This window comes from Prosthecobacter sp., from assembly GCF_044227185.1.
GTDB lineage: Bacteria > Verrucomicrobiota > Verrucomicrobiia > Verrucomicrobiales > Verrucomicrobiaceae > Prosthecobacter.
In genome coordinates, this window is sequence record NZ_JBGAFO010000008.1 from 56,308 (window position 1) to 68,760 (window position 12,453).

Below are 12,453 nucleotides of genomic sequence, written 5' to 3' on the forward strand. Positions count from 1 at the left end.
GCGAAAATTCCGATGCCATGTGATGATGAGTCACATGGCATCTTTGCACCCACAGCCTTCTCTTCATTTCCATGCCGGCTCACGCTGATCAATTCTCCATCCCCACCAAGGGCAAAGGCACCTATGAGATCACCGAGCGCTGCCAGGAGATTGTGCGCGCCAGCGGCATCCGCACGGGCACAGCAACGGTCTTTGTGCAGCATACCAGCGCGAGTTTGGTGATCTTCGAGAATGCGGATCCTTCAGCGCGAACAGACCTGCACAGTTTCTTTGACCACCTGGTGCCGGAAGACACGCCGTATTTCGTGCACACTTACGAAGGGCCGGATGACATGCCCAGCCACCTGCGCATGGCGCTGACGCGGACGTCTGAGGTCATTCCCGTGGTGAATGGGCGCCTGGCGTTGGGAACGTGGCAGGGCATTTTTCTCTTTGAGCACCGCCGTGCGCCGCATACGCGGAGCATCGTGGTGAGTGTGGTGGGAGAATAGAAATGACGAAACCAGAATGAGGAATGACGAATCAATGACCGAAGTTCCAATGCTTTGAGCATTGGGATTTCATTCGTCATTCCTCATTCTAGTTTCGTCATTCAAACGGAATCCAGCGCGCGCAAATACTCAAAGGTGTAGAGACCTGTGTTGTGCCCGTCACTGAAATCAAACTGAATGGCGTAGCCACCGACCATCCGCCAGTCTTTCACGGTGACGCCGGGGAAGTGTTTTTGATCGGAGCCGCCGATCTTCCGGCCGAGCAGATCGCGTTCGCCGGTGTTCTCGGCGCTGGGGGAGGCCGCGCGCAGTTTTTCCATGGGGATGTACTGCTCGGTGCCGTCGTTCCAAACGAGGGCGACTTCATTACCGATGAGTTCGAGGCGGGTGGGGGTCATGAGAAGATACTAGGCAGGAATGTCCTGGGGGTAAGCGGGAGTTTTTCGTTTCAGCGTTCCAGAGAAAGGTAGAAAGATTTTCCCAAACTCCGGAGTCTGAAATTTTTCTACCCCTAATCTTTCTACCTTCTTTCCGGTCTCGACCGGGCGGTCATCCCAGCAGCCAGTGAAGGCGAAAAAGCAAAAGGGACGCCCGAGAGCGTCCCTTTTGAAGTTTGAAGCCGAATCCGGAAGGATTAACGGGAGTAGAGTTCGACGACGAGCTGCTCGTTGGCGATCGGGTTGATCTCTTCGCGCACGGGGACGCGATTGACGACGCCGCTCATCTTGTCGCGATCGACGGTCATCCAGTCGGAAGCGGGGGTGCCCTGGGTCATTTCGAGGAAACGGCCGACGAGCTGCTGACTGCGCTGGCTGCTGGCGCGGGCGGCGACGACGTCACCGGGCTTCACCTGGTAGCTGGCGATGTTCACGACCTTGCCGTTCACGGTGATGTGGCGGTGGCTGACGAGCTGGCGGGAGGCCAAGCGGGTGTTGGCGAAGCCCATGCGGTACACCACGTTGTCGAGGCGGAGCTCAAGCATCTGCAGCAGGTTTTCACCGGTCACGCCCTTGCGGCGCTGAGCTTCGGCGAAGAAGCGGCGGAACTGCTTTTCCATGAGGCCGTACTGGTAGCGCAGCTTCTGCTTTTCAGCGAGGGCGGTGCCGTACTCGGAAGTCTTGCGGCGGGTGTTGCGCGCGCCGTGCTGTCCTGGCGGGAAATTGCGGGTTTCGAGGGATTTGGAAGGGCCGAAAAGCGCAATGCCGAAGCGGCGATTGATTTTTTCGCGAGGACCAGTGTAGCGTGCCATAGTGGGTGGTAGAAAGGTGCTGAGAAGTGATTAGACGCGACGGGCCTTGGGCGGACGGCAGCCGTTGTGCGGGATGGGGGTGACGTCCTTGATGGTGGTCACTTCGACACCGAGGGCCTGAACGGCACGGACGGCGGACTCACGGCCGGAGCCTGGGCCGCGGAGGCGGACTTCAGCTTCACGGAGACCGTGACCCATGGCCTGACGGCAGGCGTCCTGAGCGACGACCTGAGCGGCGTAGGCGGTGCCTTTGCGGGAGCCACGGAAGCCCATCTTGCCAGCGGTGGACCAGCCGATCACACCACCCGCGCGATCGGTGATCGTGACGATGGTGTTGTTGAAGGTGGCGTACACATGGACGATGCCCTGGGAGACGTTCTTGGAGCCCTTGGCCTTGACGACCTTCTGCTGCTCGGCGCTTTCGCCACCGATCTCAAGCCAGACGCTCTGGGAGACCTGCTTGTCACCACTGGTGGAGGTGCGCTGGTCTGCGGGTGCGGCAGGGGCAGCGGGGGTTGCAGGTGCGGCAGGAGCAGGGGCTGCTGCTGCGGCAGGTGCGGCGGGGGTCGTTTCGTCAGCCATGGTGTGTAGGAAAGGGGCGTTGCTAAATCAGATTACTTGGCCTTCTGGGCGCCCACGGTCTTACGCGGACCTTTACGGGTGCGGGCGTTGGTGTGGGTGCGCTGACCGCGCACTGGCAGGCCACGGCGATGACGGTGGGCGCGGTAGCAGTTGATGCCCAGGATGCGCTTCATGTGCATCTGCAGCTCACGACGAAGGTCGCCTTCGATCGGAATCTTCATCGCCTGAACGGTCTGAGTGATCGCGGTGATCTGCTCGTCGGTCAGCTCACCCGCCCGGATGTTCGGGTCGATGTTGGTGGCGGCAAGAATCTTGCGGCTGACGGGAAGACCGATGCCGTAGATATAAGGCAGCGAATATTCGATTTTCTTTTCGTTCGGGATTTCGACTCCAAGCAGGCGGGCCATAATTCAGTAGTGTGGGATTTGAAGAAAGGATTAACCCTGGCGCTGTTTATGGCGTGGATTTTTGCAGACAACACGGACAACACCTTTGCGGCGGATGACACGGCAAAGTTCGCAGAGAGGTTTAACGGAGGTACGGACGCGCATACAGGAGTAGTGAAAGAAGGTGAGTCGGGGGGAACTCAAAACCCCGCTTTTGGAGCGGGGGGCAGGATGTCTAACACAGACGAAAATCTGCGCAAGCTGGATTTTTACAGTTTTACACAGGTATTCGGGGAGTTATTCACAGTCGCGGAGAGCAGTTGCCCGGGCCCGGAGGAGCGCCATACATGCATGCCTGATGAAAAACATTCTTTGCTTTGGCGACTCCAACACCTGGGGCTTCATGCCCGAAAGCATCTCCGCCCCCTGCCCTGAACGCCACCCGCACGATATACGCTGGACCGGCGTACTGGCACGGGAGCTGGGCACCAGCTTCCGCGTGATCGAAGAAGGACAGAACGGCCGCACCACGGTGCATGACGATCCCTTTGCCCTGGCGAGGAACGGCAAGACAGTGCTGCCAGCCCTGCTGGAATCTCACAAGCCGCTGGACCTCGTGGTGATGATGCTGGGCACAAATGACCTGAAAGCGGTGTTTGGCGTGTCCCCGGGGGAGATTGCCACCGGCTTCAAGATGCTGGCGCAGATGATCCTGGCCAGCGATGCAGGCATCGGCCACAAGGCGCCGAAGCTGCTGCTCCTCTGCCCGCCCGCCATCGGAGACCAGATGCACCTGTCAGATGTGGCGGCCAAATTTCCAAACGGCCAGAAAGACAGCCGCCGGCTGCCGAAATACTATGAGGCGGTGGCCAATGCGCTGGGCTGCGGTTTTCTGAACACGCAGACCTTGATCGAGCCTGGCAGCGACGGCATTCATCTGGACGCCGCTGCGCATGGACGGCTGGGCAAAGCCGTGGCAGCCCTGGTGAAATCCATCCTCCCGCCTGACGCATGACTTTGATCGAAAAACTCTACCCCGTGATGAAACCGTGGCTCTTCCGCCTGGATGCGGAGCGCGCCCACACGCTGACAGTCAAGATGATGATCATGGCCCACAAGGTGGGGATGCTGAAGTCCGTGGTCAGCGGGCCGCAGCAGCCGCGCAGCGTGATGGGCCTCACCTTCCCCAATGTGCTCGGACTCGCCGCAGGCATGGACAAGTCCGCCAGCGCGGTGGAGGCCTGGGGTGCGCTGGGCTTTGGCAGCGTGGAAGTAGGCACCCTCACACCGCGCCCGCAGCCAGGAAATCCCAAGCCGCGCCTCTTCCGCCTGCCGGAGCACCAGGCGCTGATCAACCGCATGGGCTTCAACAATCCCGGCATTCAGTCCGCGGTGAAGAAACTCAGGAACCGCCGCACCAAAGCAGTCGTCGGTGTGAACATCGGCAAGAACTTTGACACGCCCAATGAAGATGCGGTGAAGGACTACCTCATCTGCCTGAAGGCGGCTTATTCCGTCGCAGATTACATCGCGGTGAACATTTCGTCTCCGAACACGAAGGGCCTGCGCGATCTCCAGGCCGAAGGCGCCGTGCGGGACCTGATCTCCTCTTTAAAGAAGGAGCAGGCTGCGCTGAAACAGGAACATGGCAAAACGGTGCCGCTGCTGGTGAAGATCGCGCCGGATCTCAATGACATGCAGATCGAGGCGCTGGCGCGCGTGTTTAATGAGCAGAACATCGACGGGGTCATCGCCACGAATACGACGATTGACCGCGAGTCCGTGGCTGGTCATCGGCTGGCGAATGAAGGCGGAGGTCTGAGCGGCGCGCCGGTGCGCGAGCGCTCCACTCTGGTGCTGCAGGCCTTTCGCATGCTGCTGAAGGAGCAGATCCCGCTCATCGGCGTGGGCGGCATTCTTTGCGGAGCGGATGCGGCGGAGAAACTCAAACTGGGTGCGTCACTGGTGCAGGTGTACAGCGGGCTGGTGTATCGCGGGCCGGGGCTGGTGCGTGAGGTGCTGGAGACGGTGAAGTAGCGTGCAGACGGAGGCCTGTCCTCCGCCGCTTTCCCCTGCTCGACCGCCTTGACGCTTTCCCCATCTCCTGCAAAGCTCCTGCCCATGGAGACTTCCCTTCCCAAGATTCACGACAAACAACCCGTCGCCGTCGAACTGCCTGCCGGAGACCATTGGTGGTGCGCCTGCGGCTTGAGCGGCCACCAGCCGAACTGCGATGGCAGCCACAAGGGCACCGGTTTTGGCCCGAAGAAATTCACCCTGCCCGAGGCGAAGAAGGTCTGGCTGTGCAACTGCAAGCACACCAAAAACCCGCCCTTCTGCGACGGCAGCCACAAGGCGCTCTGAGCCGTAGTCCCGATATTCCATTTCCATGCCACGCGCCGTGATGGGAATAACCCGCACGGCGCGTTCTCCTACCTGCCAATCCCCTTCTCCACCCGACCATGAACCGAAGCTGTTTCCTGTCTCTCGCCGCATTGCTGCTCGCCGCCGTCTCCGCCCAGGCGCAATCGTTTGGTTTTGGCGATCCCGGTGCGCCGAAGGCGCAACGCGTCACCGCCGAGGTCGTGGCCGCGGTCACGACCGCCGCGCCGGGCCAGCCTTTCCAGGCCGCGGTGAAACTGGTGCATGCGAAGGACTGCCACACCTATGGCAAAGTGCTGCCTGAAGGCGTGATCGGAAAGCCCACCAAGCTGACCTGGACGCTGCCGGAGGGCTGGCAGATCGAGGAACAGCCCTGGCCCGCGACTCATAAAGTGGCCTCCACCGATGGCGCGACCAGCGAGGGCTATGACGGCACCGTTTACCTGCCCGTGAAGATCACCCCGCCGGCCGGTGCTGCGGTGGGTGGCAATGTGGAGCTGAAGGTGAAAGTGAACGCCCTGGTGTGCGATCCGAAAAGCTGCATGCCCTTTGTCAAAGAAGTGGCGCTGACACTCGGCGTGGCCGCGACACCGGTGCCCAACGCCGCGAATGCCGCCGCGCTGGGTGGAGCGCCCTCCGCGGAAAAAAAAAACACTGATGCCGCCCCGGTAACGCCCCCGAGCGAGCCCAAGCCGGTCGCCACAGCACCGCCTGCGGTCGCGCCCAAGCCTGCTGTCACGGCACCTCAGGCAGGTGAGGCGAAGACTGCTGCCGCCCCGGCGGTGCCCGCGGTCAGCATCGCGAAAGAGCCCCAGCCGTTCTCCCGCCTGCTGCTGTACGCCTTCCTCGGCGGGCTGATCCTGAATGTGATGCCCTGCGTGTTTCCGGTGCTGGGCATCAAGGTGACGAGCGTGGTGCAGCAGGCGGGCATGGACCGCAGCAAGGTGGTGATGCACGGCTTCAGCTACACCGTGGGCATCCTGCTCTCGTTCTGGGTGCTGGGCGCGCTCGCCATTGCGCTGAACAAAGGCTGGGGCTCGCAGCTCCAGTCTCCTGCCTTCAACTACTGCCTGGCCGCCTTCTTCCTGGTCTTTGCCCTGAACATGGCGGGACTGTTTGAGATCGGAGCTTCGGCCGTCGGCGTGGGCTCCGGCCTGCAGTCCAAAGGGGGCCTGGGCGGCTCCTTCTTCTCCGGCCTGCTGGCCACCGTCGTAGCCACGCCCTGCTCCGCCCCGTTTCTCGGCACCGCCCTCGGTGCCACCATCACCCTCACGCCCGCGCAGTCGATCCTGATTTTCACCCTCATCGGCATCGGTCTCGCCAGTCCCTTCCTGCTGCTGTCAGTTTTCCCCGGCCTTATCTCCGCGCTGCCACGTCCTGGAGCGTGGATGGAAAGCTTCAAGCAGGGCATGTCCTTCCTGCTGTTTGGCACCGTGGCTTTCATGCTCTACGTGCTGACCACGCAGATCGAAGGCCTGCCGCTGATGTTCTCCTTCCTGAGCCTCGCGCTCATCGCGTTGGGCTGCTGGATCTACGGCCGCTGGGCGCTGCCGCACAAGGCCGTTCGCACGCAGAACATCGCGCGGGTGATCACCCTCATCGCCATCGTAGGCGGCCTGTGGGTCGGCCTGCCGAATGCTTCGGCCAAACGCCGGCACGTGGAAGAAGCCGAAAGCTCAACGGAAGCCGACGCCCTTCACTGGGAAACCTGGTCGCCTGAAAAAGTCGCCGCGTTGCGCGCCGCGAAGCAGCCTGTGTACATCGACTTCACCGCCTCGTGGTGCTTCACCTGCCAGGTGAACAAGCGCGTGTACACGGACGCCAGCCTGCGCGCCCTCTTCAAGCAGTACAAGGTCGCGACGCTCAAGGCCGACTGGTCCGACGAAAACGAAACCATCCGCCTCGCGCTCGAAGCCCTGGGCAAACGCGCCGTGCCGGTGAACGTACTGTATATCCCCGGTGTGGAGGAACCGTTTGTCTTGGATGAACTGCTCACCGTGGGGAATGTGACAGAGGCGCTGAAGAAGCTGGGGAAGTGAGGAGTGGCGATGTTTAAGCCGCCATTGATCACATCTCTCGAGGAAGTGGCGCGAGCGCCACACTGCGTGCGACGTTTGCAGCTTTTTGGCAAAACTTTTTCCAGCAATTCATTCTCCATGCGCGAATGCGCAGAGCTGCTGCCTTGGTGCACGCGCCTCCGTGAACTCAGCATTGGCTGGCTCGACTGGACAGAGCTGCCGCGCGAGCTGGCATCGCTGGAGAGTCTTCGCGCATTGATCGTTTTAAACACCCCCGTCAGGGAGTTTCCCAGCTTCCTTTCGAGATGCCCCAAGCTTTCGACTCTGACACTCCGGGGAACGGATATCACCGCCATTCCAGACTCCCTCGTGGATTTCCGGGCACTGCGTGAGCTTGACCTTGGCAACAACGCACTGACTTCATTTCCTGAAGGCATGCGCTCCGCGCGGCGGCTCCGCAGGCTCAACCTAAGAGACACACCTTTCGTCCAGGAGCAGCGCCAGCCTTCATGAGCCACATGACATTGAATCTCGTTGTTCTGCGCTCTGCTGATCTGGAACAGGCTGCGCGGTTTTACGAATGCCTCGGCCTGCGATTCACCCGCCATCGACATGCCAGCGGCCCCGAGCATCTGTCTGCGGAACTTGGAGGCTGTGTGTTTGAGCTGTATCCACAAAGCAAGGACGGCTCTTCAACTCTCGGCACGCGCATCGGGTTCAGCGTGCCATCGATCGAGGCGGCAGTCGCTGCTCTTGGCGATTTCCCGGACGCCATCGTCTCGCCGCCCAAGAGCTCTCCCTGGGGCTTCCGGGCAGTTGTGGCAGATCCCGATGGACATCGGGTTGAGCTTGTGGAGGTTTCCAGCAGTCCTTGATTCCACCAGGTCTGCCGGTTCATCGTCTTTCTCCATTCACGAAGTTTGAATTTGCATCTCATAGACTCCGACATGGAGGTTGCCTCGGCATTAAAAGATGCCTTTGCCTGTTTTAATGAAGTCGAAGTGATTCATGGAGACATTCTCTGCCGTGCCGAGGAATGCATCGTTTCGCCTGCGAACAGCTTTGGTTTCATGGACGGAGGATTTGACCGGGAGCTCTATTCGTTTTTTGGCCCCTCCATCCAGACGCGCGTTCATGAAACCATTCATCGCAGGCCAGAGGGCTGCCTTCCGGTGGGCGCGAGCTTGATTGTGCCCACCGGTCATCAACGGATTCCCTATCTCCTGATCGCGCCAACCGTAACGCTCCCGGAACAAGTCGGGCCGCTCAACGCATATCGAGCCATGCGTGCAGTGCTCCGGGCTGCAGAGGCCGCGAGCGACGTCTTCTCACATATCTTTTGTCCGGGGCTGACCACTGGCGTTGGAGGTGTGGCGCCCGAAGAAGCCGCTGAACAAATGGCAAAGGCCTTCAAAGACTTTTACTCATGAGCACCCCTAAAAAGCGCTCAAGACTGTGAAGGCGCTGACCGACGGACAGGAATGGCCATCGTACGGGCCTCGCCGCCCTACACCTTCGTCAGCTGCCGTCTCAAACTGATCTCCACGGCGGTGATGATGAGCGCCAGGGTGAACAGGATCACGATGCTGTTGATCCAGAGGGTGTTGTACTTGGTGCCGAGGTAGGTCTTGCGGGTGCCGAAGAAGACGTTGGGGCTGTTTTTGCGGCGGTAGTCTTCGCGCTCCATTTCGGCCTTGGTCACGAGGTCGAGCACCTTGCGGTTCACGTAGATTTCCTCGGCGCTGACGCCGTCGTTCTGCTCCAGCATGCGGTCCAGCATGGGGGGCTCGATGCGGCCGCTGATGACGGCATCGCGGATGGTGCCGAGGCGCTTGGAAATTTCCCGCGGATTTTCGGCGTAGAGACCCGACACCACGGCGAGGGACTGCTTGGTGAGCTCCAGCTCGTGGCGCTGGCGGTCGTTCATGTCCGCGCCTGAAGGCGGCACCAGGGACTGGATGCGCTCGTCCAGAAAGTCCTGATTGCGCGTGAGCGGGTTGAGCTTGGACTGGGAGATGACCATGCCCTCATAGGACCAGCGCAGCGGCATGAACTGGCAGATGAAGGGCACCTTGAGCTTGCTGGCGTTTTCCTCGTCGTTGCCGGATTTCCGCAGCCAGCGGCTCACCGAGTACACCAGGTCGAGGTTCTTGTTCATCTCCTCATATTTGATCAGGGCACCACCCAGAATGATCTGCGGAATAAGGATGAGCGGGATGGCGTTCACCGCGGTGCGGTTGTCGCTGACGATGCTGGAGATGAAGAGGCCGAGACAAACGCCCGTGAGGGAGGTCATGAACATCCACCATAGGTGGATGAGAAACATGTCGCGGATCTCCAGCACCCAGTTGCCAATGAGCAGGTAGATGACGCACTGAATCAGCGCAAAGGTGGAGAGCGAGATGATCTTGCCGCTGAGGTAGTAGAACGTCCGCAGGTTGTGATTGCGTTCCCGGCTCAGCGTGTGGCGGTCGCGGATGATCTCATCGGCGCTGTTGGTCAGCCCCAGGAACATGGCCACCACGAGGCTCATGAAGAGATACGTGGGGATGTGGAAGGCGGTGGCAAAGGTGTAATGCTTCTCCTCCGAGTACTTCAGCACGCTGGAGATGAGCCAGGCGAGCAGCGGCGCCTCCAGCAGGGTCGTCAGCAGGTTGGTGCGGTTGCGCAGCTTGCTGAGGAAGGCGCGCTTGAGCAGGGTGAAGAACAGAATGCTCTCCTCACGGAAGGTGTGCTTCGGCGGCTTGGGCGTGCTGCGCATGCGGCTGGCGCTGTGGCTTTCGTCCCGTTTGGGCCGGGCGATGAGGCTGGTGCTCCCTGGAGCGGCGCGCTGCTTGGCCATGCTCTCCATGATGAGGTGGCGCTGGTAGGAGTCCCGCCAGAAGTTCGGCGGGAACCGGCGCGCGGCCACCAGATGCCCGTCCGCACTGCGCTCGTGGATGATGTCCCCGCTGATGTCTCGCAGCGGAGTTTCGAGCACGTCGAAGACGAAGTCGGGAGTCAGATTGTTCGGCGGCTGCGCCTCGGCATCGCCAGACTGGCCCGTCTCGGTGTGGTACACACGCCAGAAGTACTCGATCATGCCCTGCGGCGTGCCGTAGTAGGCCAGCTTGCCGCCCTTGTCCAAGAGCAGGGCCTTGTCAAACATCTGCAGCAGGCGCGAGCTGGGCTGGTGAATGGAGGTGATGACGATCTTGTTGCGCGCGAGGCTGCGGATGATCTCCAGCACGTGCTCGCTGTCCTTGGATGAAAGGCCGGAGGTAGGCTCGTCAAAGAGGTACACGTCGGAGATGCCGATCATGTCCAGGCCGGCGTTGAGGCGCTTGCGCTCGCCACCGCTGAGGAACTTCTGCTGCGCTGTGCCGGCCAGGCGGTCGCGCAGGTCGGCCAGGCCAAGTTCGGCCAGCTTGGCATCCACGCGCTTGCGGCGCTCCTCGGTCTTGAGATGCGGGCAGCGCACGGAGACTGAAAAATCCAGGTTTTCCTGCACCTTCAGCAGCGGATCAAAGGCATCCTCCTGAGGAATGTAGGCGATGTAAGGAGTGAGGTTGTGCAGGTTCTCATACAGCGCCATGCCGTTCATGAGCACCTCTCCGCCCTTCGGTTTGAGCTGGCCGCCGAGGATGCGCAGCAGTGTGCTCTTGCCGCAGCCGCTGGGACCCATGACGCAGATCATCTCCCCGCGCCGGGCCAGGAAGCTCACGCCATCCTGCGCGGTGTCGCGGCCGTCGAAGCGGTGGCTGAGCTCGCGCACTTCGATCTGGCGCACGGTGTTGCGCTCCTCCTCAATGATGCGGTCGGCAAAGTGGCAGCGCAGGTACTGTCCCTCCCCCAGAGTGATGGTGTCGCCGTCATTGAGGTTGATGCGGTCACGCACCGGAATGAGGCCGATGTAGAGCGGGCGCGAAGAGCGCAGCACCTCCAGCACGCCGGTCTTCTGCGCGTAGTTGCACTCGATGCGCAGGAGGATTTCGCCGTCTGTGTCTTCAGAGAGGAGAATGTCCCCCTCGTCCAGCAGCTCGGGCTTGTTGGAGACGAGGTAGGTGTTGCGGCTGCCCTCCAGGCGAAACTGGCCGCCAAACTCCTGCGCGCGCACGCGCAGATCGCGCAGGGCGATCTCCACCTCCCCATGGGCGATGATGCTGTCCTCGATGCTGGCCTCCACCACGGTGCCGCTGCTGAGCACGACGCCATTGAGGGTGGCCTTGGTGGTGCGCAGCGCCTCCACGGTGACACCCAGGCCAAAGCTGAGGCGCAGGTTCGTACCTCGCGCACGCTGAGGGGCGATCTCCGCGCTGCCATTCTCCGTCAGCGTGAGGTAGATCTGGGTGCCTGAGAGGGTCTTCTTGGAGTTGAAGTAGGTGAGCAGGTCATTGTAGTCCAGCGTCACGTCCTCCAGCACCACGCGTTCGCCGGGATACAGCCGGGAAAACTCCCCTGGGGGCTGCCGCCGGCTGCGTACCAGAATGGAGATGCTGCCGGTGTTTTTCAGCAGCACGAGGTTTTGAAACCGGAAGGCCACCACGGAGCAGTCGTCTGAAAGCGAGCGCAGCAGCACATCGCAGTTTTTCGTGGCGCCGATGCGCAGGGTGTCCAGCGGCTGGCCGCCTTTCGTGGAAAAGCCCTCCTCCGGCGGCTTGTCCCCGGCATTGAGCTGATAGACGATGTCGATGGCCTGGGCGGCGATGCCCAGGTTCGTCATGAAGAGGTAGAACTCCACCATCTGCCGCTGGTTCTGCTGCGCGCGGGAGATGAGCAGGTACAACTGCACGCCCAGCAGGATCTTCTGCTCCTGCGTGAGCTTCTGGCTCAGCTCCTTGGCGCGCTGCGTCAGGTCCTGCGGCTCCTGCAGGGCCTCAAAGTAGAGGCGGCGCATGTCGGCGTAGATGGCCTCAGGGTAGTCATAGCGCAGGTAGCCGAGGCTGGATTCGACTTCCTCCTCCTCAATGTTGCCGTCCAGCTTGCTGAAGGCGGCGAAAACTTCGATGAGCACCGGCAGCATGGTGTTGGCCGTGGCGGCAGTGGCAGCAGAAGCAGCCGCTGCGGCGGATCCCGGGGTCTTGCCATTCCAAAGGTGGGCCCAACGATCCAGCGACCACCATGGCAACTCCGCCGGGCCGTCAGCGCCGTTCGCAGAGGGCTGCGCGTTCGGGCTTAACTTTTTGGCGAGTTTTTTGACCAGGCTCATGCGGTGGGTTTCGGGGCAGCCCATGGGGGCCGCGGGGCGGACGCGACTATGGAGTTCGTTTGTGCAAACACAACTCACCAGACGCAAATGCCGCGCGCAAAGATGCAAAAAAAAGCGGCCCGGTTGTCCGGGCCGCCATCGCGCAGAACTCAACACT

Annotated in this window: 14 protein-coding genes; 8 read left to right on the forward strand and 6 right to left on the reverse strand. The window is 61.3% G+C overall.

What is annotated here, in order from left to right:
- The first annotated feature begins 71 nt into the window (after window positions 1-71).
- On the forward strand, window positions 72-491 hold the full coding sequence (locus tag ACILSQ_RS18915) for a secondary thiamine-phosphate synthase enzyme YjbQ (RefSeq protein WP_395745214.1): 420 nt from the start codon (window positions 72-74) through the stop codon (window positions 489-491).
- Between the two features lie 101 nt (window positions 492-592).
- Here ACILSQ_RS18915 and ACILSQ_RS18920 read toward each other — a convergent pair whose 3' ends face one another.
- From ACILSQ_RS18920 to rpmJ, 5 genes are all read right to left on the reverse strand, one after another.
- A complete protein-coding gene (locus tag ACILSQ_RS18920) occupies window positions 593-889 on the reverse strand; it encodes a gamma-butyrobetaine hydroxylase-like domain-containing protein (protein WP_395745215.1) in 297 nt (98 codons plus the stop codon).
- 236 nt (window positions 890-1,125) lie between these two features.
- Window positions 1,126-1,740 (reverse strand): 30S ribosomal protein S4, encoded by a 615-nt coding sequence (rpsD, locus tag ACILSQ_RS18925; protein ID WP_395745216.1) that lies wholly within the window; start codon window positions 1,738-1,740, stop codon window positions 1,126-1,128.
- A 30-nt stretch (window positions 1,741-1,770) separates the two neighbouring features.
- Window positions 1,771-2,322 carry a 30S ribosomal protein S11 gene (gene rpsK / locus ACILSQ_RS18930; RefSeq protein WP_395745217.1) on the reverse strand — a complete coding sequence of 184 codons (552 nt, stop codon included), beginning with the start codon at window positions 2,320-2,322 and terminating at the stop codon, window positions 1,771-1,773.
- A 32-nt stretch (window positions 2,323-2,354) separates the two neighbouring features.
- Window positions 2,355-2,729 (reverse strand): 30S ribosomal protein S13, encoded by a 375-nt coding sequence (gene rpsM, locus ACILSQ_RS18935; RefSeq protein ID WP_395745218.1) that lies wholly within the window; start codon window positions 2,727-2,729, stop codon window positions 2,355-2,357.
- A 30-nt stretch (window positions 2,730-2,759) separates the two neighbouring features.
- Complete coding sequence (gene rpmJ / locus ACILSQ_RS18940) at window positions 2,760-2,873, reverse strand: 50S ribosomal protein L36 (protein ID WP_133796336.1); 114 nt, start codon at window positions 2,871-2,873, stop codon at window positions 2,760-2,762.
- Between the two features lie 193 nt (window positions 2,874-3,066).
- On the opposite strand from rpmJ, the gene ACILSQ_RS18945 reads away from it, so the two are divergent.
- The 7 genes from ACILSQ_RS18945 to ACILSQ_RS18975 all read left to right on the forward strand — a co-directional run bounded on the left by ACILSQ_RS18945 (window position 3,067) and on the right by ACILSQ_RS18975 (window position 8,538).
- Window positions 3,067-3,723: an SGNH/GDSL hydrolase family protein gene (locus tag ACILSQ_RS18945; RefSeq protein WP_395745219.1), complete on the forward strand. Its 657-nt coding sequence runs from the start codon at window positions 3,067-3,069 to the stop codon at window positions 3,721-3,723.
- Window positions 3,720-4,745, forward strand: a complete 1,026-nt coding sequence (locus ACILSQ_RS18950) for a quinone-dependent dihydroorotate dehydrogenase (protein WP_395745220.1) — start codon at window positions 3,720-3,722, stop codon at window positions 4,743-4,745. Before ACILSQ_RS18945 ends, ACILSQ_RS18950 begins: the two co-directional genes overlap by 4 nt.
- Before the next feature lie 84 nt (window positions 4,746-4,829).
- Window positions 4,830-5,072 (forward strand): CDGSH iron-sulfur domain-containing protein, encoded by a 243-nt coding sequence (locus ACILSQ_RS18955; RefSeq protein WP_395745221.1) that lies wholly within the window; start codon window positions 4,830-4,832, stop codon window positions 5,070-5,072.
- Between the two features lie 98 nt (window positions 5,073-5,170).
- Complete coding sequence (locus tag ACILSQ_RS18960; RefSeq protein WP_395745222.1) at window positions 5,171-7,129, forward strand: thioredoxin family protein; 1,959 nt, start codon at window positions 5,171-5,173, stop codon at window positions 7,127-7,129.
- 117 nt (window positions 7,130-7,246) lie between these two features.
- Entirely contained in the window at window positions 7,247-7,621 is a 375-nt protein-coding gene (locus ACILSQ_RS18965) for a leucine-rich repeat domain-containing protein (RefSeq protein ID WP_395745223.1), read from the forward strand.
- Window positions 7,622-7,626: 5 nt separating this feature from the next.
- A complete protein-coding gene (locus ACILSQ_RS18970) occupies window positions 7,627-7,983 on the forward strand; it encodes a VOC family protein (protein ID WP_395745224.1) in 357 nt (118 codons plus the stop codon).
- A gap of 45 nt (window positions 7,984-8,028) precedes the next feature.
- On the forward strand, window positions 8,029-8,538 hold the full coding sequence (locus tag ACILSQ_RS18975; RefSeq protein WP_395745225.1) for a macro domain-containing protein: 510 nt from the start codon (window positions 8,029-8,031) through the stop codon (window positions 8,536-8,538).
- A 77-nt stretch (window positions 8,539-8,615) separates the two neighbouring features.
- On the opposite strand, the gene ACILSQ_RS18980 is transcribed toward ACILSQ_RS18975, so the two are convergent.
- Window positions 8,616-12,296 carry an ATP-binding cassette domain-containing protein gene (locus ACILSQ_RS18980; protein WP_395745226.1) on the reverse strand — a complete coding sequence of 1,227 codons (3,681 nt, stop codon included), beginning with the start codon at window positions 12,294-12,296 and terminating at the stop codon, window positions 8,616-8,618.
- Between the last annotated feature and the right edge of the window lie 157 nt (window positions 12,297-12,453).